We start from the raw sequence: 22,275 nt of genomic DNA, 5'->3' as shown, positions 1-22,275 counted from the left end.
AATATGACACCAATTGAATATAGAAACATGAAACAAATAGCATGATTTTCTACTTGGTTTGTGTGCTAACAATGGGGTATTTACAGGTGATATCTATTGTTTCCGGCTTATGTCTTAGAATATAGCTTAGGAATTTACTGGTTTTGATAATTTTCTCTGACATTAATTTCGTATTCATATGTTCTATATTGTATTAATTTGAAACCATAGTTTATTAAGTTAAGTATTAGTTCATTGGTGTTGTGTTGGCTGATTTTAATATAGTGAATGTATATTAAAAATGAGGAATAGTATATGTTAAAAATATAAGATTGGTTGAAGAATAGTTAGTTATACCGGAAAATTTTTGAAAATTCAGAGGATTAATTTTTTTACTAGGAGGATAACTAAAAGTATTGATGGTAGTGATGCAGTAAAAAATATATGAAGTCAGTAAAATTGTTAATGAGAATGAGTTATTGCGAAACAAATTTTATTTTTAAGCTTGGTCTGCGTTGATACAACAGCCACCGGATGGTTTTTTATTGATGATAGTAATTAATTGTTTATCGCTTCAGAGCACGTGGATTTTATAGAATCAGGCTGTGGTTATAATATTGCTCAGCCTGATTCTATTAGGAAAGATTAAGGTATCAGTACTGCACGGCCATTAATCTGCCCTTTAATCAATTTATCGTATACTTCCAGAGCCTGTGAAAGGGGGTAGGTGGTGTATTCGATATTTATAATACCTTTTCTTTTCATGTCCAGTACTTCCATCAGTTCAACCCGTGAACCCCAATAGGGTGTACAAAGTGATGCTCCCCATGGCTGATTCATGCAGTGCCAGTCGAGCTTGCCGCCACCCAGACCAACTACTGTCCAGTCGCCGTTTAATCCGACTGTTTGTGCACCCAAAGTCAGAGTTGGCTTATTGCCAACAAAATCAAGTACGACGGCACATTTCTTCACACCGGTAATATGGGTAATTTCTTCGACAATGCTATCGGTATCGCGGTCGGTACGTATTACATAATCCGCACCATATTTTTTGGCCAGTTCCAGTTTTTCATCATTAATATCACCGGCAATAATGGTGGCCGAATATAGCTGTTTCAGGATTTGTACAGCCATATGTCCTAAACCACCTATGCCGATTACGAGAACAAAAGCAGACGGTGTTATTTTGCCGGCAGAACGTTTAATTGCATGATAGGGAGTTAAGGCTGCATCGGAGAGAGGGGCCACTTCTTCCGGGTGCAGGTCATGCAAAGGTACGAGTAAACGACTGGAAGGAACAATCATGTATTCAGCCATGCCGCCATTGGTACCCAGTCCACCGCCGAGGATCGGAGATTCCGACTGATGTTCACAGTAGTTTTCCATAGATTGCTGACAAGGCTGGCAATGTCCGCAACCCCATGGTCCGTATACCATGACTGCATCGCCTACTTTAAAATCAGTTACTCCTTCGCCCAGTTCTTCAACCCATCCGGCATTTTCATGTCCCAGGGTAAATGCAGGAGCACCTGCAGGGATACCACTTTCGATCAGGTGTATATCTGAGTGGCACACACCGGCTGCACCGATTTTAATCAGTATTTCACCGGCTTTGGGTTTTGGTTTTTCGATTTCATCTATGCGGATATCGTGTTGTGCATGTAATCTGACAGCTTTCATGTTTTTCTCTTTTTCAGTTGATAAGATAAATATATAAGTTAATAGTTAATCAATTTGTTTAATTTGTGTCAAGTTATTAGTTTTTATTATATATTTTGTTTAAATCTATAGTACAAAATTTTAAAATGTAAATAAAGCTGTATGAATTAAGATATTTTTGATATCTGTCTCCTGATGAGTTACATATTGAAGCTAATCGATAACTGACTGGTGTTATTTATGATGATTAATATTTGATAGCTGATTCAGAAAGATATTTTTCAGCATTGGATTTGCAATTTGAAATAGCTGGTTTGCAATAATATTGATTGTGCCGGAAAACCATATGTAATAAATGTAATTGATTTGACTTTGGTATCAGTAAGGCTATAAATCAGTTTGTACATTGGTGTTATGAGGTTGAATTCTGCTATTTTATAAAATGAAACAGGACGGTTGATTTTTAACCGTCCTGTTCTCATGTTGTTGATTTCTGTCTAAGCTCAGTGCTGATAACCTTTATTGTATTTTTTCTCCAGCCATGAGAAGAACCAGCTTAAGGCGATGGTCATTATCAGATAGATTATGGCAATGGTGTATAGCGGTGTCTCGTAGTTAAGATAACGTCCGGCTGCTGCGCGGGCAGCAAAAGCCAGTTCGACTACGGCGATGGCGGATAAAAGTGAGCTGTCTTTAAGTAAGGTAATAAATTCATTACCAATTGGCGGCAGCATACGGCGGATAGCCTGTGGCAGAATGACATAGCGCATGGCTTGTGTATAACTCAGACCAAGAGAGCGGGAGGCCTCGAATTGTCCACGGTCTATTGACTGGATGCCTGCACGGAAAATCTCGGTAATGTAAGCTCCAGAATTAACTGAAAGTGCGAGTACGCCGGCAATCAGTGCACCGTAGCTGCGGCGCAGTTCGACAGCCAGATCGCCGCTGATAATCAGACCGTCAGCAGGGTTGATGAGCAGTGGAAACCAGACAAAATACCAGATGAAAATCTGTACAAACAGGGGTGTGCCACGGAAAATGGTTACATAGAGCAGGGAAATCTGGCGCAATGACCATACGAAAGCACGCATGGGCAGCCCGCCTTTTTCAATTCGGATAATGCGTGCAAGGGCAAAAATCAGACCGAGAAGTGTGCCCGTAAATGTGGAAATCAGGGTGACGCCGAGTGTTGTAAGCGCACCGTAATAAAACATTTCGCGGTATTCGTAGATGATGTCAAAACGAAAGGCCATTGTGTTACCTAATAAATTTTCTGAGGTGTTGCTGGCTATTGATAGCCTTAGCGTCAGGGTGGCGGCTATTTTAGCAAGAAATAGGGGGATAACTGTATTAAAATTTGTTTGTTCTTGAGAATAAAGTGGATTTGATGGTTGAAACGGCTGGAAAATCCTGAGCAATTGCGCTGGCTAAGGCTGGCTGAAATGTTTACAATGATACGTTTTATTATTTGATTTATTCAAGAATTGTATGCGAGTTTGGTTGGGGAGCGGGCAGCAGCCGGATTGGACGGATGGCACTGCGGTGACTATCGGTAATTTTGACGGGGTTCATTGCGGGCACCGGCATATTTTGATGCGTTTGCGTCAGGAAGCCGGACAGCGCGGGCTTAGTTCGGTGGTAATGATGTTCGAGCCGCAACCACAGGAATTTTTTGCGCAGCAGGCAGGGAAAACTTTGCCGTTTCGTCTGACTCCGCTGCGCGATAAGCTGGATCTGCTTGCTGCAAGCGGCTGTGTTGATGCGGTTTATGTTGTGCGGTTTAATCAGCAGTTTGCAGCTATGCAACCGATGGATTTTATCAGTCAGATGCTGGTTAAGCATTTGCACACGCGCTATTTGCTGGTAGGCGACGATTTCCGCTTCGGTACACGGCGCAGCGGTGATTTTACTTTATTGCAGGCGCAGAATGAGTTTGTTACTGAGCACACGCCTTCAATTGTGGTTGAAGATGTGCGCGCATCCAGTACTGCGGTGCGGATGGCACTGGCTTCGGGTAATCTGGCTTATGCACAGTTGTTGCTGGGGCACGAGTATACGCTGAGTGGTCGTGTGAAGCACGGAGCCAAACTGGGGCGTGAACTGGGTTGTCCTACTGCTAATGTGCATTTACCGGCTTTGCACTATGCTCTGAACGGGGTATTTGTGGTCGATGTATCCGGAGCTTTCGGGCGTAAGCGCGGGGTAGCCAGTTTTGGTAAAAATCCGACTGTGTCTTCAGGCAGTTTACAAAAGCTTGAAGTGCATATTTTTGATTGTGAAGATGATTTATACGGGCAGCGTTTACAGGTGCATTTTTTGCATAAGCTGCGCGATGAGCTGAAGTTTGAGTCGCTGGCTGCGTTACAGACGCAGATTTTTGCTGATATGGAAGCTGCCCGAATATGGCAGGCTGCCTGAATAGCAGGATTATGTTCGGGTGGCCGTAAAATTTATTGAGCTGAATTTATTCTGAATATTAAAAGTTAAATATATTTTAAAGAGAAAGTCATGACTGACTATAGTAAAACAGTAAATTTATTGGATACGCCGTTTCCGATGCGCGGTAATCTGGCCAAGCGTGAAGGCGGCTGGCTGAAATCTTGGTATGAACAGAAGCGTTATCAGAAACTGCGTAAACTGGCAGCGGGAAGACCTAAGTTTATTCTGCATGATGGTCCTCCATATGCAAATGGTGATATTCATATCGGCCATGCTGTAAATAAGGTATTGAAGGATATTATTATCCGGAGTAAGACGCTGGCTGGTTTTGATGCACCATATGTTCCGGGCTGGGACTGTCACGGTTTGCCGATTGAGCTGATGGTGGAGAAAAAGCACGGCAAGAATATTCCGGCTGCAAAATTCCGCGAGTTATGCCGGGAATATGCACGGGAACAGATTGAACGGCAGAAAAAAGATTTTATGCGTCTGGGTGTACTGGGTGACTGGGAACATCCATATCTGACTATGGATTATCAAACCGAGGCAGATATTGTACGTACGCTGGGACGAATTCAGCAGAGCGGTTATTTGTATCGTGGTGAGAAGCCGGTACAGTTCTGTCTGGATTGCGGCTCTTCGCTGGCAGAAGCAGAGGTAGAGTATAAGGATAAGGTTTCTTATGCGATTGATGTGGCTTATCAGTTTAAAGATAATGCTGCTGTGGCGAAAGCTTTCGGATTGAATGAGCTGCCGGGTGAGGTATATGGTGTTATCTGGACAACAACTCCGTGGACTTTGCCGGCCAGTCAGGCAATTTGTGTCGGGCCTGAAGTGGTTTATCAGTTGATTGATACGCCTAAAGGTAAGCTGGTGCTGGCTAAAGAGCTGGCTGAGGCGGCTTTAGCCCGGTTTGGTTTTGGTGCGGATGATACGGCGGTACTGGCTGAAACAGCTGGCCGGAAACTGGAAAATCTGCATTTAAATCATCCGTTTCTAGATAGGGATATTCTGGTATTACTGGGTGACCATGTTACTACCGAGGCCGGTACTGGTATGGTACATACTGCTCCGGCACATGGTCTGGATGATTATTTTGCCTGTCTGCGCTATGGGATTAAGTTGTATAACCCGGTAAATGCTGAAGGGCGCTATATCAGTGATGTGCCACGGTTAGCCGGTATGACAGTCTGGGAAGGTAACCCGGTGGTAATCGACTGGGTTGCGGAAGAAGGTAAGTTACTCTCTAATGGCAAAATTACCCATAGTTATGCACATTGCTGGCGCCATAAAACACCATTGATTTACCGGGCAACCGGTCAGTGGTTTATCGGTATGGATAAGGAAGGTACCGATGGTAAAACATTGCGCAATAAGGCTATGAATGCTGTTGATGTTACTGAATTTTTCCCTGCATGGGGACGTGCGCGTCTGGAGGCAATGATTGAAGGGCGTCCGGACTGGGTGGTTTCCCGCCAGCGTTACTGGGGTACTCCGATGGCGTTTTTTGCGCATAAGGAAACCGGTCAGTTGCATCCGCGTTCGGCTGAGTTACTGGAAGAGGTAGCTAAGCGGATTGAGCAGCACGGAATTGAAGCCTGGTTTGCATTGGATAAGCATGAGCTGTTAGGGGCTGATGCAGATGAATATGAAAAGCTGCCGGATACGCTGGATGTTTGGTTTGATTCGGGCAGTACGCATTATGCAGTATTGCGTCAGCGCCCTGAACTGGCATGGCCGGCTGATTTGTATCTGGAAGGTTCGGATCAGCATCGCGGCTGGTTTCAGTCTTCATTGCTGACAGCTTGTGCAACGGTTGGCAGTGCTCCTTATAAACAGTTGCTGACACATGGTTTTGTGGTGGACGGTAATGGACAGAAGATGTCCAAATCTGTTGGGAATGTGGTTGCACCACAAAAGGTCAATGACAGTCTGGGTGCTGATATTCTGCGCCTGTGGGTGGCTTCTACAGATTACTCCGGTGAACTGGCCATTTCTGATGAAATTCTGAAACGGGTTTCTGAAAGTTACCGTCGTTTGCGCAATACGCTGCGCTTTTTGCTGGCCAATCTGAGTGATTTTAATCCGGAAACGGATGCAGTAGCGATTTCAGATATGCTTGAGCTGGACCGCTATGCTCTGGTATTGGCTCAGCAGTTGCAGGAGCGCGTAGCCAATGATCACTTTACCCGTTATGCATTCCATTTTGCGGTACAGGATATTGTGCATTTCTGTTCGGAAGATATGGGTGCTTTCTATCTGGATATTCTGAAAGACCGTCTGTATACAATGCAGGCAGGCAGCCATGGTCGTCGGAGTGCACAAACTGCGCTTTATCATATTACGCGTAATCTGGTGTTGCTGCTGAGTCCGATTCTGTGCTTTACGGCTGAAGAAGCCTGGGCTGTTTTAACAGGTAATGATGAGGATAGTGTACTGTATCATACTGCACATGTGTTCCCCTCTATGGCCGAGGCGGAGTTAGCCGGTCTGGCGCAGAAGTGGCAGGCAATCCGTGCTGTAAGAGATACAGTTAATGCGGCGATTGAGCCTTTGCGTGCTGATAAGAATGTTGGTTCGTCATTACAAGCTGATGTGGCTATTCGTGTGCCGGCGGAAATTCTGCCTTTTATTACGGCAATTGGTGATGAGTTACGCTTTGTGCTGATGGTTGCCAAGGTTACTGTTGAACAGGGTGATGAGCTGTCGGCTACGGTCACTGTTGATCAGGGTACTAAGTGTGAACGTTGCTGGCATTATACAAATGATGTGGGTTCTGACCCGAAACACCCGACAATCTGCGGTCGTTGTGCACTTAATATCGACGGTGTCGGTGAACAGCGGTTATATGCTTGATGCGGGTTAATGATTTTAATATTGCCGGTTATTTTGGCATGATTTGAATGATTCAGGCGTAATTGGTTTGGCCGGTTACGCCTGTTTGGTTTTTAGGGAAGGCTATGCTGAGTAAAAAATTGTTTTTATATGGTGCAATTATTATTGCGGGACTGATAGCTGATCAGTTAACAAAATATCTGGTTTTATGCCATATTCAATATCTGGAAAGAATTACGGTAATACCGGGTTTTTTTGATCTCACACTGACATATAACCCCGGCGCGGCGTTCAGTTTTCTTGCAGATGCCGGAGGCTGGCAAAAATTCTTTTTTATGGGACTGGCTCTGGTGATTTGTGTTTATCTGTTGCGTGCAATTATCCGTGATGAATTCGCAAAGCTGGGTAAAGTTGCTGCAGCCATGATTATAGGAGGGGCCGCAGGTAATGTAACAGACCGGCTGGTGCACGGGCATGTGGTTGATTTTCTATTGTTCTACTACCATAATTGGTTTTATCCGGCATTTAATGTTGCTGATAGCCTGATTTGTGTCGGTGCGGTGTTGCTGGTGCTGGAAAGTATTTTCCATCAGAAGAAAAAGGCGGTCTGATTGATTCGTCTGTGATGAATTCAGCCAGGTAACGGGATGTTTAATGAGTGACAAAAAGATTTTACTGGCCAATCCGCGTGGATTCTGTGCCGGTGTAGACCGTGCTATCAGTATTGTAGAACGGGCACTGGAAGAGTATGGTGCTCCGATTTATGTACGGCATGAAGTAGTACACAATAAGTTTGTGGTTGATAATCTGCGCAATAAGGGTGCGGTATTTATCGAAAATCTGGATGATGTGCCTCCTGATGCGACGCTGATTTATTCTGCTCATGGTGTATCTCAGGCTGTACAGCAGGAAGCAGTTGCACGCGGCTTTCGTATTTTTGATGCTACGTGTCCTCTGGTAACTAAGGTTCACCGGCAGGTATCACGGCTGGATGAACAGGGTTATCAGATTATTATGATTGGTCATAAAGGCCATCCTGAAGTTGAAGGAACGATGGGGCAACTGCCGCCGGGTGTGATGTTGCTGGTGGAAACAGTTGCTGATGTGGCAAGTTTACAGGTCCGCAATGAAGAAAAGCTGGCGCATGTGAGCCAGACAACGCTTTCGGTTGATGAAACCAGCGGTATTATTGCCGCTTTAAAACAGCGTTTTCCTCACATTAAAAGTCCGCATAAAGAGGATATTTGTTATGCAACCACCAATCGTCAGGATGCAGTGAAAAAACTGGCTGCTACCTGTGATGTGGTGATTGTGGTGGGATCTCCTAATAGTTCGAACAGTAATCGTTTGCGTGAAGTGGCAGCATTACTGGGTGTTGATGCCTATATGGTTGACAATGCCGGCTGTCTGCAAACACAGTGGTTCAGTGGTAAGCATCAGGTTGGTATTACAGCCGGTGCTTCAGCACCTGAGGTACTGGTGAATGATGTTGTACAAACTATTGTTTCCTGGGGATACCCGACAGTTACCGAAGGTGCTGGTGTGGAGGAAAATATTATGTTTGTTCTACCGAAAGAACTGCGTGGCTCATCATGAATACGCCGATTTTATCCGGTGAGTGTGTGTGTCAGCGTGCCCATGATGATGGCAGGATGTTATTACAGGATATCGATTTTCAGCTCTGGGCTGGAGCACGTGTGGCAATCAGCGGTGCATCTGGGGCAGGAAAATCGGTTTTTTTACGTACGATTTCTCTGCTGGATTTACCAGCTTCGGGCACGCTGTATTGTCATAATCAGCCGGTTCGTCTGAATGCACACTGTATTGCACAGCATCGCAGCCAGATCGCGTATGTACGGCAGCAGGCGGTTCTGATTCCGGGTACAGTGCGTGATAATCTGTTTTTACCTTTTACTTTGCATCATTATCAGCATAAAAAATTTCAGCTGGATGATGTACAGCGGGTGTTAGAGAGTCTGGGTAAAGATGGTAATTTTCTGGAGCGGGATGCAACGGATTTATCCGGAGGAGAGGCTCAGCTGGTGTGTCTGTTGCGTATATTGCAATTAAATCCGCCGGTTTTGCTGCTGGATGAGCCAACGGCTTCTCTGGATGAAGATTCGGCACAGGCCGTACAAAAGTTGGTCGGTCAATGGCAGGAAGATAATCCTCAGGCTGCCTATATTTGGATTTCACATAGTGAGCAGCAGATTAATCAGGTAGGTGATGAAATCTGGTATCTGGATGCCGGACGGATTACTCACACCAGAAAATCATCACGGGCGGGAGGCAATAATGCAGGGAACTAATTATATTAGTGTTGCAGAACTGGCTCTGGCTTCATTGCTGATTCTGGTGAGTGCCGGTGTTTCATTATGGCTGAAGCTTGGATTGACAAAACGTATTTTGATTTCAGCAGTTCGGGCTATTGTGCAGCTGTCCGTTGTGGGTTTGTTATTAAAATGGATATTTGCCTCTAATCAATGGTACTGGGTACTGTTGATAATTGTTGTTATGACTGTGATTGCCGGTTTTTCTGCGCGTTCACGGGGCAGTTATGTATATCGTGGTCTGACCCGTGATGCTTTATCATCTGTATGGCTGGCTTCGTGGTTAAGTGCTGCTGTGGGATTATATGCGGTACTGCATATCCGCCCATGGTATTCACCGCAGTATGTGATTCCCCTTCTGGGGATGGTATTGGGTAATTGTCTGACAGCTGTAGCATTGTGTCTAGACCGTTTAACACAGGATTTACGTCAGCAGCAGGCTCGTGTAGAAGTGATGCTGTCTATGGGCGCTACAGGCTGGGAGGCTTATCGGGATACTGCGCGTTCAGCGGTAGTAGCAGGGATGTTGCCAACAATTAATCAGTTGAGTGTAGTGGGGTTGGTAAGCTTGCCGGGTATGATTACCGGGCAGATTCTGGCCGGTGCCTCTCCTGATCAGGCAATCAGGTTTCAACTATTCACTATGTTTCTGATTTGTGCCGGTTCTGCCGGTGGTTGCTTATTATGTGCGGTTTTTGTTTACCGGCATGTATTTAATCGTTGCTGGCAATTTTGCAGTTGGCGCTTGCGACGCAGAAAAACTGATAAGATTTAGTGATTTAATTTATATATTAAACAAACCGGTTGCCTATAGAAGTTGGCAACCGGTTTGTTTCAGTTATAAGCCGGACATCATCTGTAACATCATTATTTGTACGGATATTCTGATAAGTTTAGATGACTAAATTCAGGCAATTTCATCAATCCATGCCTGCTGAACCGCTTCGAGTATGCGCTCGCCGCAGTGCTCAGGGTTGTCATCAAATTCTGGTAAAGCCAGTATCAGATCACGCAGCTGGGTAAAGCGGATGTTAGTAGGGTTGATGTCTTCGTAGCGGTCGGCCAGTTCTTCGGCGATTCGGTGTATATCAGTCCATTTCATGGTTTAAGCCTGCACTTAATTAGATAATTAAAAAATATTATTAAATCAATCGGTTTAGAGAGTATTCTTATCAAGTAAGGTTAATGCTCTTCACGTGCATGATTGATGGTATATTTTGGAATTTCGATGGTAACATCACTATCAGCCAGACGCGCCTGACAGCTCAGGCGTGAATCGGCTTCCAGCCCCCATGCCTGATCAAGTAAATCTTCTTCCTGTTCAGTCGGTTCAGGCAGGCTATCATATCCTTTGCGGATAAGAACGTGACAGGTTGTGCAGGCGCAGGATTTTTCGCAGGCGTGTTCAATTTCAATATCATGCTCAAGTAATGCATCACAAATACTGGTTCCTGTGGGAATGTCACTTAAAACTTTACCTTCAGGACAGAGTTGAGGATGGGGCAGTACAGTAATTTTGGGCATGGTAATTCCGTGTTTCTAAATAAAGCAGGCGTGTTCGGTTTTAAAATAAAACCATTCACGCCGAATATGTTATTAAATTATACCTTGTACTTTCAGTACGGTGGATACACCGGTATCAGCACTTACGCGCTGATAGAATTTACTCAGATTATGATATGCGCTCAGATCAATGTTACATCTTTTTGTCCAATGTGCTTCTATAAAAATGTAAACATCTGCAATAGTGATATTATCGCCAGTCAGGTAATCCTGCTGAGCAAGAATATTATCAACTAAGGAAAATAAATTTTTCAGAGCAGAACTAGCATAGGCCTTCAGATTCTCCTGTGCTTTTTCATCATCGACCATGCGAGCTGCATAGAAATAAGGTTTAAAGCTCATGTGTAAATCAGAATTGGCAAAGGCCAGCCATTGGCGGGCCAGGGCTCGTGCTTTGGGATCATGTTGTGCTGTAACGCCATAGATACCTTTATCCGGTGCAAGATCATTGATGTAATCAATGATTGCCACATTCTGACGCAGTGCCCAGTTGCCGTCAGTCAGTAATGGTACTTGCCCCTGAGGGTTCAGTGCCAAATATTCCGGCGATTTGATTGTGTCGCGGCCTACCTCTTCAGCGGTATATTCAAGTCCGCTCCATTCTAGTGCCACATGCGGTATAAATGCACAGGTGTTTGGTATGTAATATAGCTTTAACATGATGTTATCTCCATCGTATCGGCAGACAGTTCAATTTGTCTGCATTTGAAATATCAGATTTCTCTGACGTTTTTACCTTGTAAAGCACGTTGGATATTGCGGTTCATGCGTTTGGCAGCAAATTCATCAGTTGCGTGATTCAATGCATGAATAGCATCACGAATATCCTGAGCATCTCCTTGCTGGATTTGTTGTTGGGTGTGTTCCAGTGCAGTTTGAATAGTCTGTTGTTCATCATTGCTAAGTAAGTCAGCATCCATAGACAGTGCATTGGTGACCGCCGCAATGATGCTTTCTGCTTCTACTGTGGCTTCTGTACGGGCACGTTGTCTGGCATCGGTTTGTGCATGAGTAAAACTGTCTTTCAGCATTTGGGTAATAACGCTATCGTCAAGTCCGTACGAAGGTTTTACTTCAATATGAGCCTGTGCTCCTGTGGTTTGTTCGCGGGCAGAAACAGAAAGCAGACCATCGGCATCAACCTGAAATGTTACCCGTATGCGTGCTGCTCCGGCGGCCATCGGCGGGATACCGCGGAGTGTGAATTGTGCCAGACTGCGGCAGTCTGCGACTAATTCACGCTCACCCTGTACAACATGAATCATCATGGCTGTTTGCCCGTCTTTAAAGGTTGTAAAATCCTGAGCGCGTGCTGTAGGTAGGGTACTGTTGCGCGGGATAACCTTTTCAACCAGTCCGCCATAAGTTTCCAGTCCGAGTGATAACGGGGTTACATCCAGTAACAGCCATTCATCATCATTTTTATTACCAGCCAGTACATTGGCCTGCATCGCAGCTCCCAATGCTACAACCTCATCCGGATTAAGGTTATTCAGCGGAGTCTGACCAAAGAAAGTGGCTACAGCCTGCTGTACATGCAGCATGCGCGTAGCTCCGCCTACCATAATTACCCCTTTTATCTCACTTTTACTGATGCCGGCATCGCGCATTGCCTGTTTAACCGGTTCCAGTGTTTTGGCTACCAGAGGCTGAGTTAGCTGATGAAAGGTGTCACGGCTGATATCAGTGAGGATTTTTTGTCCGTTAGAAAGAGTGGCGGCAATGGTGGTTGAAGTTTCACTTGTCAGAGCTTCTTTGGCTGCACGTGAAAGTGATTGTAATAATGCGCTATCCTGTGCATTTAACTGTGATAATTTATTCTGTTCCAGCAACCAGCAAAACAAACGCTGGTCGAAATCGTCACCACCCAGAGCACTGTTACCGTTTGTTGCTTTTACTTCAAACAGACCGCGGCTTAAGGTTAAAACTGAAACATCAAATGTTCCGCCGCCAAGATCATAAACGATAAATGTTCCTTCAGCGGCATTGTCCAGACCATAAGCAATTGCAGCTGCGGTGGGTTCATTCAGTAAGCGTAAAACATGCAGACCGGCCAGACGGGCAGCATCTTTGGTTGCCTGGCGCTGTGCATCGTCAAAATAGGCCGGTACGGTAATCACTGCGCCGGCAAGTTCACCACCGAGTGTGTTTTCTGCACGGGTTTTCAAAACACGGAGAATATCTGCAGAGACATCTATCGGGGTTTTATTTCCTGCACGGGTGTGAATGCTGATAATGCGTTCATCATTAGTAAAATGATAGGGCAGATAACGGGTTTCAGACTGATTTTTGATATCTTCAAGAGTACGGCCAATCAGACGTTTAGCTGAACTGATGGTGTTGGCCGGATCGATACGTTGTGCTTTTAATGCATCTGTGCCTACTTCCGGTACGCTATCCTGCTGGTAGCGGACAACAGAGGGCAGGGTAATCCTTCCCTGTTCGTCTGCAAGACATTCGGCATAACCACTGCGTACAGTTGCAACTAAGCTATTAGTTGTGCCTAAGTCAATGCCTACAGCACGACGATGTTCATGCGGTACAGCGGAAAGGCCGGGTTCGGCAATTTGCAATAAAGCCATAATCTGAATTTAGTCCTGATTTCTTAAATATTACTTAATACTTCGATTTTTTTATCAAAGCATATCTCTGATACATTGATTCTGATGATGTCAGGGAAGCGCAGCTTGAATTTCACTTTGTAATCTGTGTAAAAAACGCCCCTGGCGTACCAGTTCTGCTGCTTTTTCCGGCTGATTCTGTATAAAGGCCGCATACAGTTGCTGGTATAAGCCAGTTTGTTCGAGCTCAATAGTGGCTGCAAGTTCTTTCAGTGTTGTCCAGTCAGCTTCTGCACGGGCGTCTTCGAGTGTTTCACGCCATTGCATCTGCTGCATTAAAAACTCAGCCGGAAAGTGCGTATGCTCTGGTGCATCCGCATCTACTCCCTGTTGTTTCAATAAATATGCAGCCCGGTCAAGCGGATTGCTCAGAATACGATAAGCTTCGTTAACGGTAGCAGCCATCATCATGGCCTGCTTTTGTTCAAAAGCACTTCTGGCAGCAAATTTATCCGGATGGCACTGTGCTGCCAGCAGGCGATAATTCTGCTCCAGTTGCTTATCATCAATATTGAACTGTTCAGGTAATTGGAAAAGCGCAAAGTATTGGTTCATGTGGCTCACCTTTATGGTGAAAATTGGGTCAAAGCTAAAGATACCGGACATGAAAAACAGGCTTTTCGCAAAATTTGGCTGTAATGCTGTATTTTGCTTATCAGCCGGCAGAATTGCGACATTCCGGCAATAGGGTTATTTATTTAAACATGAAAGCTTTCACCACAACCGCATTCATCTTTGGCATTGGGGTTGGCAAATTTAAAACCTTCCTGTAATCCTTCTTTAACAAAATCCAGTTCAGTACCATCCAGATAAACATGGCTTTTAGGATCAACAAATACTTTGACACCATGTTGTTCAAACAATAAATCTTCCGGCTGGATGTTATCAACAAATTCAAGAGTATACGCCATACCCGAACAGCCACTGTTTTTAACCCCGAGACGAATACCTTCGCCTTTACCACGTTTGGTCAGATAATTGCTAATATGCTTAGCGGCTTTTTCAGTCAGAGAAATCATATTCTCACCTGTTGGAAATTTGTCCTGAATTTACTATGCAGTACCTTCAGGGTTTTTACAATTATGATTAAAACGACGTTTGTAAGATGAAAGAAATGAGCGCTTAATGGCAATATTTTCTTCACAGTTAATACAAAAACGTGTACCAGGAAACTGAAGCTGATGTTCAGATGATATTGATTCACCGCATTCCAGACAAAATTGACTGGTACACATTCTGATATCGTTTAGGCGTACTGCATTAACCGATTGATTGTCATTATTTTCAGTAGTGGGTTCGTTGTTATTTGCGGTACTGCCAAAAATCATCATATTACTCGTTATGTTTTTTTCGATAATCTGCTACAGCAGCCTTAATAGCATCTTCTGCCAGAATAGAACAATGTATTTTTACTGGCGGTAATGCTAGTTCTTCAGCAATGGCACTGTTTTTAATAGCCAAAGCCTCATCCAGACTCTTACCTTTAACCCATTCTGTAATCAGACTTGAAGAAGCAATAGCAGAACCGCAGCCATAAGTTTTGAATTTGGCATCTTCAATAATACCGTTATCACTTACTTTGATTTGTAATTTCATTACATCGCCGCAGGCTGGTGCGCCTACCATACCGGTACCCACGCTCTGGTCACCCTTTTCAAAAGAGCCGACATTGCGCGGATTTTCATAATGATCAATGACTTTGTCACTGTAGGCCATAATAAGTTCCTTTTACAATTCTTCTAATGCCAGAATAACTACAATTGCTTTTATATTCGCAGCAAATAACCTGTTTTTGGTGTACAGCCCTGCGATATAGCAGGGCAGAATATATCGTTTCAGTCTGAGCTGATTAATGTGCTGCCCATTCGACACTACTCAAATCAATACCTTCCTGATGCATTTCCCATAATGGAGACAATTCGCGTAATTTACCGATTTTGGATTTAATCAGTTCAGCAGCATAATCAATCTCGGCTTCGGTAGTAAAACGTCCGAATGTAATACGCAGAGAACTGTGCGCCAGCTCATCATTGCGACCCAGTGCGCGCAGTACATAGCTTGGCTCCAGACTTGCGGAAGTACAGGCAGATCCGCTGGAAACAGCAATATCTTTAACAGCCATAATCAGACTCTCACCCTCAACAAAATTGAAGCTGATATTCAGATTCTGATACACGCGATGTTGTAAATCACCATTGATATATACTTCTTCAACACCTTTAATTGCATTGAGAAAACGGTCACGCAGTGCTTTAGCATGAGCATTGTCTTTATCCATTTCCAGACGCGCCAGACGGAATGCCTCACCCATGCCGACAATCTGATGAGTAGCCAGTGTGCCGGAACGGAAACCACGCTCATGCCCGCCGCCATGCATCTGTGCATTCAGGCGGACACGGGGTTTGCGGCGTACATACAAAGCACCAATTCCTTTAGGGCCGTAGGTTTTGTGTGCAGACATACTCAGCAAACCAATCTGATTGGCTTTTACATCAATATGAACTTTACCGGTAGCCTGAGCGGCATCGACGTGAAAAATGACTCCTTTTTCAGCACAAAGTGCACCAATAGCTGCAATATCCTGAATCACGCCGATTTCATTATTTACCCACATCACACTGACTAGGGTTGTATCAGGACGGATAGCAGCTTCCAGCTCAGCCATATCAATCAAACCATTTTCCTGTACACCCAGATAGGTAACTTCAAAGCCTTCTCTTTCCAGCTCTCGCATGGTATCCAGAATAGCTTTATGTTCAGTTTTGACCGTAATCAGATGCTTACCTTTACTAGCATAAAACTGTGCCGCACCTTTCAATGCCAGATTGTCAGATTCAGTGGCTCCTGAAGTGAAGATAATTTCTTTAGAATCCGCACCAATCAATGCAGCAATTTCATTGCGTGCATTTTCTACGGCTTCTTCTGCCTGCCAGCCAAAGCTATGGCTATTGGATGCCGGATTACCAAAAAATTCCGTCAGGTAAGGAATCATTTTTTCAGCCACACGCGGATCAACCGGTGTTGTAGCTGAATAATCAAGGTAGATAGGAAGTTTTACGGTCATTGTCGTGTTCTCTTTAAATATCTATGGCTGCGCCGGAGTATTAATGCAGATTAATTAAGGTAACAGGCTGCTCCGGGTTGCTTTTTTTTTCATTACTGTTGTTATGGTAAGTTCGCTGATTCAGAATGCATTGCAAAGTAATGCCGCGCAAATAGCTGTCTATGGTTTTATTCAGATTTGCCCATAAGTCATGAGTCAGACAGGGTGAACCGTCCTGACAATCAGCATGACCGCCGCAAACGGTAGCATCCAGAGTGTCTTCCGCTGCAGAGATAATATCTGCAATATTAATCTGAGCAGCATCATGACTCAGTACATAGCCGCCTCCCGGCCCGCGAATACTTTCTACCAGCCCGGCACGGCGTAATTTTCCGAACAGCTGCTCAAGATAAGACAGGGAAATGCGCTGGCGTTCACTTATTGCAGTCAGGTTTACTGCACCAGATTGCGCATGCATAGCTAAATCCAGCATGGCAATGACGGCAAAACGCCCTTTGGTGGTTAAACGCATGACAAAACCCGAAACAGATTGACAATGTATGAATTATCTAATACCCGACAATTTTAGTCAACTTTATTCATGGATAAATCAAGTAATTATGTCAGAATAAATTCCATCACAAATACATAAGATTCTAAAATTAATACTGGTTAAAACACTGGAAATACAGACTGTTTACAGCTGCCTGGCAGCAGAACCGAACGAATGGTTTTAATTTTAGCGGATGATATTTCCAGATTATTAATAACATTCATCAAATCAGATCGTTTGTATACGATGAGCACAGAATGATTAAGAAATTCGAAATTATCAGTTTTTCTGAAAACAGGCCGGAATCAAGCTCACGGATAGTAAAGTGAAAAAATGTAAGCCGTAAAAATACTGAAGTTGTTAATAAAGCTGAGCTAATAGCTTAACTTCAAAAGATATTGATACTTTGTTTGAGAAGAAATTAAAATTCAAAATATTTATGCTGATTAAAAAATAATATTTCTGATAATAAAACAGGTCTGAATATATTCAGACCTGCAAGAAATGTCCGGAGTAAATGTTATAAACTGGCAAAAGCATCGGTAGCAGCCACCAGAGCAGCCTGATTTGCCGGTTCAAAGCCAGAATGACCAGCCATAGTGACTACCAGTCTGGCATGCGGTAAAGCCTGCTGCAATTCCCATGCGCTTTCAATCGGTGTGCACATATCATAGCGCCCCTGAACAATGACAATCGGAGTATCAGCCAGTATCTGAATATTTTCCAGTAAGGCAAATTCGCTTGCCAGCCAGCAGCGATGGACAAAATAATGATTTTCAATCCTTGCAATTGCCAAGGCACGCTGCGGATCATTATATTCGTCTATACCAGCCTGATTATGCTCTAAATGTACAATACTACTTTCCCATTGGGCCCATGCTTTAGCTGCATTGAGCTGAGTTGTTTCATCCGTATAAGGATGGCATAACAACTCATGATAGGCATCTACTAAATTATGCCGTTTATCTTCAGCAATCGGTGCGAGATAATTCTCCCATGCTTCCGGAAAAATATGATTTGCGCCTTGCTGATAAACCCAGGTAATTTCATGTGGTCGGCACAGAAAAATACCGCGCAGTATCAGCTCACTGACTCTTTGCGGATAAGTTTTAGCATAAGCAAGTGCCAGTGAGCTACCCCATGAACCGCCAAATACCTGCCAGCGTTCAATGTGCAGCATTCTGCGAACTTTTTCTAAATCTTCAACCAGATCCCATGTAGTATTGTCGTCGATACAGGCATAGGGCAGGGAACGACCGCATCCACGCTGGTCAATAATAATAATGCGGTATTTTTGCGGATTGAAGAAACCGCGGCATGCAGGCGAGGCTCCGGCTCCCGGCCCGCCATGTAAAAAAATAACTGGTTTACCGGCCGGATTGCCGCTTTCTTCCCAGTAAATCTGATGAATTGCAGAAACCTGCAATAATCCAGACTGATATGGTTCAGTTATTGGATACATAAATGTGTTCCTAAAAGCATCTGCAAACTAATTAAATGATTATTATTAAATTATAATTTAATTGCATTTGGTTTTATCACTGTTCTGCAGGTTGTCTGCGGTTATCAATCAGCGAAACCACTTACGTACGGCGTCCAGACCGCCAAAGCGTACATTAATAGACGTTGCAGCCTGTGTTTTCGGTTTGGCGTGGTAGGCAACTCCAAAACCGGCCGCCTGTAGCATCGGAATATCATTAGCACCGTCACCCATTGCCAGTACCTGCATTGGGTTTAGTCCAAGTTTTTCTCTGAATTGAACCAGTAAATCAGCTTTAGCCTGAGCATCAATAATTCTGCCTGCCAGCTTTCCGTTCAGAACATTATCTTGTATCACCAGCTGATTAGCAAAAGTATAATCAAGTCCGTATTGTTGCTGCAGCCGTTGAGTAAAATAAGTAAATCCACCGGAAACCAGCATGAATTTAACTGCATGTTTCTGACACTGCTGCAACAGCCATTCTGCACCCGGAGAAAGTTTCAGTACATGTTCATAAACCTGTTTTAATTCTTCAACCGGTAAACCCTTCAATAAAGCTACACGCGCCCGTAACGATTGCTCAAAATCAATTTCACCGCGCATTGAGCGTTCGGTGATGGCCGCAACCTGTGTCTGTAATCCCACTCCGGCAGCAATTTCATCCACACATTCAATGGTAATCAAAGTGGAATCCATATCACTAACAATTAATCCTAAGTCTGCAAAATTCTGATCTGGCAAAATAGCAAAATCAATTTTTTGCTCAATCAGCTGAGTCTGTGCTGATTCAGATAATTCGAAATCAACACTAACCGGCAGCCTCAGCACAGAATTATCAAATGTATATTCCGGATTTGACGGCATAATTGCGTTTAAATGGGATAAATCGCACAGACGTAAATCCGTATGTTGTAAAACCAGAACAGGAAGCATAACAAATATACAGCCAGAAAAAAAATTCAGTATAGACATCCACAATAGGCTTGACAACCAACAGTTAAAAAGAAAATAAGTGCTGAAATCAGAATCCGGAAATTGAGTAAAATTAATCTTATTTAAACTAAGAATAAAAATAAAAAACTTAATTTACATTAAATTCTTTAAACATAAAGAAAAATTACAAATGAGTTTGTACAATGCAACTTTTTGTCCAAAATTGCGGTTGTGAAAGGATAAATAAATATCCAGAAATTTTAGTATTATTGCTATTATTCCAAGTCGCATTTTTATGGAGTTATTACATGCAACACCCCTCAACCACCTCATCGGCGGTCGATCAGTATCGCGAACTTACTGTTCGCGGTATGATCTTAGGTGCATTAATTACAGTAATATTTACTGCATCTAATGTATATCTGGGGCTGAAAGTTGGCCTGACATTCGCTTCATCCATACCCGCTGCCGTAATCTCTATGGCTGTACTCAAATGCTTTCATGGTTCAAATATTCTTGAAAACAATATGGTACAAACACAGGCATCGGCGGCCGGTACCTTGTCTTCAATTATCTTTGTTCTGCCCGGTTTGTTAATGATTGGTTACTGGCAGGGTTTTCCATTCTGGCAGACAACCTTGATATGCGTTGCCGGCGGTATTCTTGGTGTTATTTTCACTATTCCTTTACGCCATGTACTGGTTGTTAATAGTGATTTACCTTATCCGGAAGGTTTAGCCGCCGCTGAAATACTCAAGGCTGGTGACCACAATCAACCACAGGAAAATGATGAAGATTCACCGCAAAGCGGAGTTAAGCAGATTGTTACCGGTGGTATTTTATCCGGTATTTTCAGCTTTCTGGCCGGCGGCTTACGCGTAATAAGTGAAAGTGCCAGTTACTGGTTTAAAGTAGGCGGAGCCGTATTTCAGGTGCCCATGGGCTTTTCACTGGCTTTGCTGGGGGCCGGTTGGCTGGTAGGTATTACCGGTGGTATTGCTGTACTGCTAGGCATGTTTTTTTCATGGGGAATAGCCGTACCGTATTTCACCAGCACCACTGCAATGCCTGAAAATGTTTCAATGATGGATTTTGCAATTAAACTTTGGGTAACCAAAGTCCGCTATATTGGCGCCGGAGCCATCGCTGTTGCTGCAATCTGGACATTAATTACCCTTTTCAAACCTATGCTTGAAGGCATGAAACTTTCTTTTCAGGCCTTTGGATCGGATTCACAAACCAGCAAGACACAGGAGCGGGTAAATCAGGATTTATCGCCTAAAACCATGATGCTGATTGTAGTGGCTACTCTGATCATTCTGGTTGCTACCTTCTACAGCTTTATTGCCACTGCGCCGATATCTTTCGGACTGGCCTGTGCTTTGGTTGCGTGTGCCACCATCATGGCCTTCATTATAGGTTTTCTTGTGGCTGCAGCCAGTGGCTATATGGCTGGTCTGATTGGTTCTTCTTCCAGCCCGATATCCAGTATCGGTATTGTTTCAATCATCATTATATCGCTGGTATTCATGGTGATTGGTCAGTCTAGCGGTATTTTCGCACAAGCTGGTGGTAATCAGTTTATGACAGCTTTAGCATTATTTACTGCTTCTGTGGTTATGGCCATTTCCACTATTTCTAATGATAATCTGCAGGATTTAAAAACCGGCCATCTGGTTCAGGCTACACCGTGGCGCCAGCAAGTAGCACTAATTATTGGCAGCATTGTTGGTGCGATAGTAATCTCACCTGTACTTGAACTGTTGTATAACGCTTATGGTTTTACCGGAGCCTTACCACGTGCCGGAATGGATGCTGCTCAGGCACTGTCAGCACCGCAGGCAACTCTGATGACCACTATTGCCAAAGGGATTTTTTCTCACAATCTGGAATGGGCATACATCAGAGCAGGCGTATTTCTGGGTGTATTCCTGATTGTGCTTGATGTGGTGGTCAAATATCTTCGTCCGGGCTGGAGTGTACCGCCGCTGGCAGTGGGTATGGGTATTTATCTGCCGGCTTCCGTCAATATGCCAATCTTTATCGGAACAGTATTATCCTATTTATGTTTGCGTTATATCAAAAAGCGCCATACTGATCCAGCTATTCAGGAGAAAGAGGTTAAAGCCACAGATCGTCGTGGTACATTACTGGCTGCCGGATTAATAGTCGGTGAAAGTATCGTAGGTGTAGTAATGGCTATGGTAATTGTTGCGTCTATTGCTCTGGGTGGCGGCGAATCTCCGCTGGCTTTGAATTTGCAGGGTTGGGATAAAATTGGAGAACTATTAGGTTTACTTCTCTTTATCTCATTTATGGCAATTCTGGTACGGCAAATAATAAAAAAATAATAGTTAATTAATTAAAACAGCGCATAAAAAGCGCTGTTTTTTTGTATATCTCTGAGTTATACAGACTTAAATGAAATAATTCTACAGTATATTTTTATGCCATTCTACTTAAGAAAAATAAAAAAATAGCTTCAATACTAGCTGTCTCGAAAATATCTAATGTTAATATAAAATCATATAAATTATTCTTGAATAGATATTTTATTAGTATTTTTCATATATCCTCATAGAGAATAATTTTTCGTGTAACGAATATTATTATAAAAATGAATACAGTAATAATTGAAACACATTGTCAAATAAACTGTTATTGCAAATTAATATTTCAACTAACTCTGATTTCTAAATTCATTATATTTGTTGTAATAATATCTCTTTTATTATAGTAAATTTTGATATTCACATTGTAACTATCCCCTAAAATAGTACAGCAAGAAAGTAGAAAATTCTCTATGATATTTTTAAGGAGAATTTCAATATGAAAAAATT

Annotated in this window: 21 protein-coding genes; 7 read left to right on the top strand and 14 right to left on the bottom strand. The window is 43.4% G+C overall.

Translation table 11 applies throughout. The features are described from left to right. Nucleotides 1-624: 624 nt before the first annotated feature. A complete protein-coding gene (locus H3V00_RS11030; RefSeq protein WP_198185680.1) occupies nt 625-1,659 on the bottom strand; it encodes an NAD(P)-dependent alcohol dehydrogenase in 1,035 nt (344 codons plus the stop codon). 482 nt (nt 1,660-2,141) lie between these two features. Beyond that, nucleotides 2,142-2,891: an amino acid ABC transporter permease gene (locus tag H3V00_RS11025; RefSeq protein WP_096766225.1), complete on the bottom strand. Its 750-nt coding sequence runs from the start codon at nt 2,889-2,891 to the stop codon at nt 2,142-2,144. A gap of 235 nt (nt 2,892-3,126) precedes the next feature. On the opposite strand from H3V00_RS11025, the gene ribF reads away from it, so the two are divergent. The 6 genes from ribF (at nt 3,127) to fetB (ending at nt 10,017) form a co-directional block, all read left to right on the top strand. Then, nucleotides 3,127-4,056 (top strand): bifunctional riboflavin kinase/FAD synthetase, encoded by a 930-nt coding sequence (ribF, locus tag H3V00_RS11020; RefSeq protein ID WP_096766226.1) that lies wholly within the window; start codon nt 3,127-3,129, stop codon nt 4,054-4,056. A 90-nt stretch (nt 4,057-4,146) separates the two neighbouring features. Continuing rightward, the gene (gene ileS, locus H3V00_RS11015) at nt 4,147-6,933 is read left to right on the top strand and encodes an isoleucine--tRNA ligase (RefSeq protein WP_198208099.1); all 2,787 of its coding nucleotides are present in this window, start codon (nt 4,147-4,149) and stop codon (nt 6,931-6,933) included. Between the two features lie 104 nt (nt 6,934-7,037). Further along, nucleotides 7,038-7,523, top strand: a complete 486-nt coding sequence (gene lspA, locus H3V00_RS11010; protein WP_037475735.1) for a signal peptidase II — start codon at nt 7,038-7,040, stop codon at nt 7,521-7,523. A 43-nt stretch (nt 7,524-7,566) separates the two neighbouring features. Beyond that, entirely contained in the window at nt 7,567-8,508 is a 942-nt protein-coding gene (gene ispH, locus H3V00_RS11005; RefSeq protein WP_037475651.1) for a 4-hydroxy-3-methylbut-2-enyl diphosphate reductase, read from the top strand. After that, a complete protein-coding gene (locus H3V00_RS11000; protein ID WP_198185684.1) occupies nt 8,505-9,221 on the top strand; it encodes an ATP-binding cassette domain-containing protein in 717 nt (238 codons plus the stop codon). Before ispH ends, H3V00_RS11000 begins: the two co-directional genes overlap by 4 nt. Beyond that, nucleotides 9,139-10,017, top strand: a complete 879-nt coding sequence (gene fetB / locus H3V00_RS10995; protein WP_198185686.1) for an iron export ABC transporter permease subunit FetB — start codon at nt 9,139-9,141, stop codon at nt 10,015-10,017. Before H3V00_RS11000 ends, fetB begins: the two co-directional genes overlap by 83 nt. A 132-nt stretch (nt 10,018-10,149) precedes the next feature. On the opposite strand, the gene iscX is transcribed toward fetB, so the two are convergent. The 12 genes from iscX to serB all read right to left on the bottom strand — a co-directional run bounded on the left by iscX (nt 10,150) and on the right by serB (nt 19,435). Continuing rightward, complete coding sequence (gene iscX / locus H3V00_RS10990) at nt 10,150-10,344, bottom strand: Fe-S cluster assembly protein IscX (protein ID WP_025330168.1); 195 nt, start codon at nt 10,342-10,344, stop codon at nt 10,150-10,152. 80 nt (nt 10,345-10,424) lie between these two features. Next, nucleotides 10,425-10,766 (bottom strand): ISC system 2Fe-2S type ferredoxin, encoded by a 342-nt coding sequence (fdx, locus tag H3V00_RS10985; protein ID WP_025330169.1) that lies wholly within the window; start codon nt 10,764-10,766, stop codon nt 10,425-10,427. 72 nt (nt 10,767-10,838) lie between these two features. Further along, a complete protein-coding gene (locus H3V00_RS10980; protein ID WP_025330170.1) occupies nt 10,839-11,465 on the bottom strand; it encodes a glutathione S-transferase family protein in 627 nt (208 codons plus the stop codon). Between the two features lie 53 nt (nt 11,466-11,518). After that, nucleotides 11,519-13,387 (bottom strand): Fe-S protein assembly chaperone HscA, encoded by a 1,869-nt coding sequence (gene hscA, locus H3V00_RS10975; RefSeq protein WP_198185688.1) that lies wholly within the window; start codon nt 13,385-13,387, stop codon nt 11,519-11,521. Between the two features lie 90 nt (nt 13,388-13,477). After that, nucleotides 13,478-13,981 (bottom strand): Fe-S protein assembly co-chaperone HscB, encoded by a 504-nt coding sequence (gene hscB, locus H3V00_RS10970; RefSeq protein ID WP_198185690.1) that lies wholly within the window; start codon nt 13,979-13,981, stop codon nt 13,478-13,480. A gap of 143 nt (nt 13,982-14,124) precedes the next feature. After that, entirely contained in the window at nt 14,125-14,445 is a 321-nt protein-coding gene (gene iscA, locus H3V00_RS10965; protein ID WP_025330173.1) for an iron-sulfur cluster assembly protein IscA, read from the bottom strand. A 33-nt stretch (nt 14,446-14,478) separates the two neighbouring features. Next, the gene (locus tag H3V00_RS10960; protein WP_037475645.1) at nt 14,479-14,757 is read right to left on the bottom strand and encodes a hypothetical protein; all 279 of its coding nucleotides are present in this window, start codon (nt 14,755-14,757) and stop codon (nt 14,479-14,481) included. A gap of 1 nt (nt 14,758) precedes the next feature. Then, nucleotides 14,759-15,142 carry a Fe-S cluster assembly scaffold IscU gene (gene iscU, locus H3V00_RS10955; RefSeq protein WP_025330175.1) on the bottom strand — a complete coding sequence of 128 codons (384 nt, stop codon included), beginning with the start codon at nt 15,140-15,142 and terminating at the stop codon, nt 14,759-14,761. A gap of 133 nt (nt 15,143-15,275) precedes the next feature. Beyond that, nucleotides 15,276-16,490: an IscS subfamily cysteine desulfurase gene (locus tag H3V00_RS10950; protein WP_025330176.1), complete on the bottom strand. Its 1,215-nt coding sequence runs from the start codon at nt 16,488-16,490 to the stop codon at nt 15,276-15,278. 40 nt (nt 16,491-16,530) lie between these two features. Continuing rightward, a complete protein-coding gene (locus H3V00_RS10945; RefSeq protein WP_025330177.1) occupies nt 16,531-17,001 on the bottom strand; it encodes a Fe-S cluster assembly transcription factor in 471 nt (156 codons plus the stop codon). 541 nt (nt 17,002-17,542) lie between these two features. Beyond that, nucleotides 17,543-18,484, bottom strand: a complete 942-nt coding sequence (gene pip, locus H3V00_RS10940) for a prolyl aminopeptidase (RefSeq protein WP_198208089.1) — start codon at nt 18,482-18,484, stop codon at nt 17,543-17,545. A 108-nt stretch (nt 18,485-18,592) separates the two neighbouring features. Further along, the gene (gene serB / locus H3V00_RS10935; RefSeq protein ID WP_198208087.1) at nt 18,593-19,435 is read right to left on the bottom strand and encodes a phosphoserine phosphatase SerB; all 843 of its coding nucleotides are present in this window, start codon (nt 19,433-19,435) and stop codon (nt 18,593-18,595) included. Between the two features lie 308 nt (nt 19,436-19,743). On the opposite strand from serB, the gene H3V00_RS10930 reads away from it, so the two are divergent. After that, entirely contained in the window at nt 19,744-21,786 is a 2,043-nt protein-coding gene (locus tag H3V00_RS10930) for an OPT family oligopeptide transporter (RefSeq protein ID WP_084549935.1), read from the top strand. Nucleotides 21,787-22,275: the final 489 nt, after the last annotated feature.

It is taken from the genome of Snodgrassella sp. W6238H11, assembly GCF_016100525.1.
Lineage (GTDB): Bacteria > Pseudomonadota > Gammaproteobacteria > Burkholderiales > Neisseriaceae > Snodgrassella > Snodgrassella alvi.
Note: the sequence above shows the minus strand (reverse complement) of the source record. Positions and strands in the feature narration are given on the sequence as shown.

What these genes read in the sequence shown, in the direction of transcription:
- H3V00_RS11030 (WP_198185680.1), bottom strand. Translation starts at nt 1,659, where the DNA reads ATGAAAGCTGTCAGATTACATGCACAACACGATATCCGCATAGATGAA.
- H3V00_RS11025 (WP_096766225.1), bottom strand. Translation starts at nt 2,891, where the DNA reads ATGGCCTTTCGTTTTGACATCATCTACGAATACCGCGAAATGTTTTAT.
- ribF (WP_096766226.1), top strand. Translation starts at nt 3,127, where the DNA reads ATGCGAGTTTGGTTGGGGAGCGGGCAGCAGCCGGATTGGACGGATGGC.
- ileS (WP_198208099.1), top strand. Translation starts at nt 4,147, where the DNA reads ATGACTGACTATAGTAAAACAGTAAATTTATTGGATACGCCGTTTCCG.
- lspA (WP_037475735.1), top strand. Translation starts at nt 7,038, where the DNA reads ATGCTGAGTAAAAAATTGTTTTTATATGGTGCAATTATTATTGCGGGA.
- ispH (WP_037475651.1), top strand. Translation starts at nt 7,567, where the DNA reads ATGAGTGACAAAAAGATTTTACTGGCCAATCCGCGTGGATTCTGTGCC.
- H3V00_RS11000 (WP_198185684.1), top strand. Translation starts at nt 8,505, where the DNA reads ATGAATACGCCGATTTTATCCGGTGAGTGTGTGTGTCAGCGTGCCCAT.
- fetB (WP_198185686.1), top strand. Translation starts at nt 9,139, where the DNA reads ATGAAATCTGGTATCTGGATGCCGGACGGATTACTCACACCAGAAAAT.
- iscX (WP_025330168.1), bottom strand. Translation starts at nt 10,344, where the DNA reads ATGAAATGGACTGATATACACCGAATCGCCGAAGAACTGGCCGACCGC.
- fdx (WP_025330169.1), bottom strand. Translation starts at nt 10,766, where the DNA reads ATGCCCAAAATTACTGTACTGCCCCATCCTCAACTCTGTCCTGAAGGT.
- H3V00_RS10980 (WP_025330170.1), bottom strand. Translation starts at nt 11,465, where the DNA reads ATGTTAAAGCTATATTACATACCAAACACCTGTGCATTTATACCGCAT.
- hscA (WP_198185688.1), bottom strand. Translation starts at nt 13,387, where the DNA reads ATGGCTTTATTGCAAATTGCCGAACCCGGCCTTTCCGCTGTACCGCAT.
- hscB (WP_198185690.1), bottom strand. Translation starts at nt 13,981, where the DNA reads ATGAACCAATACTTTGCGCTTTTCCAATTACCTGAACAGTTCAATATT.
- iscA (WP_025330173.1), bottom strand. Translation starts at nt 14,445, where the DNA reads ATGATTTCTCTGACTGAAAAAGCCGCTAAGCATATTAGCAATTATCTG.
- H3V00_RS10960 (WP_037475645.1), bottom strand. Translation starts at nt 14,757, where the DNA reads ATGATGATTTTTGGCAGTACCGCAAATAACAACGAACCCACTACTGAA.
- iscU (WP_025330175.1), bottom strand. Translation starts at nt 15,142, where the DNA reads ATGGCCTACAGTGACAAAGTCATTGATCATTATGAAAATCCGCGCAAT.
- H3V00_RS10950 (WP_025330176.1), bottom strand. Translation starts at nt 16,490, where the DNA reads ATGACCGTAAAACTTCCTATCTACCTTGATTATTCAGCTACAACACCG.
- H3V00_RS10945 (WP_025330177.1), bottom strand. Translation starts at nt 17,001, where the DNA reads ATGCGTTTAACCACCAAAGGGCGTTTTGCCGTCATTGCCATGCTGGAT.
- pip (WP_198208089.1), bottom strand. Translation starts at nt 18,484, where the DNA reads ATGTATCCAATAACTGAACCATATCAGTCTGGATTATTGCAGGTTTCT.
- serB (WP_198208087.1), bottom strand. Translation starts at nt 19,435, where the DNA reads ATGCTTCCTGTTCTGGTTTTACAACATACGGATTTACGTCTGTGCGAT.
- H3V00_RS10930 (WP_084549935.1), top strand. Translation starts at nt 19,744, where the DNA reads ATGCAACACCCCTCAACCACCTCATCGGCGGTCGATCAGTATCGCGAA.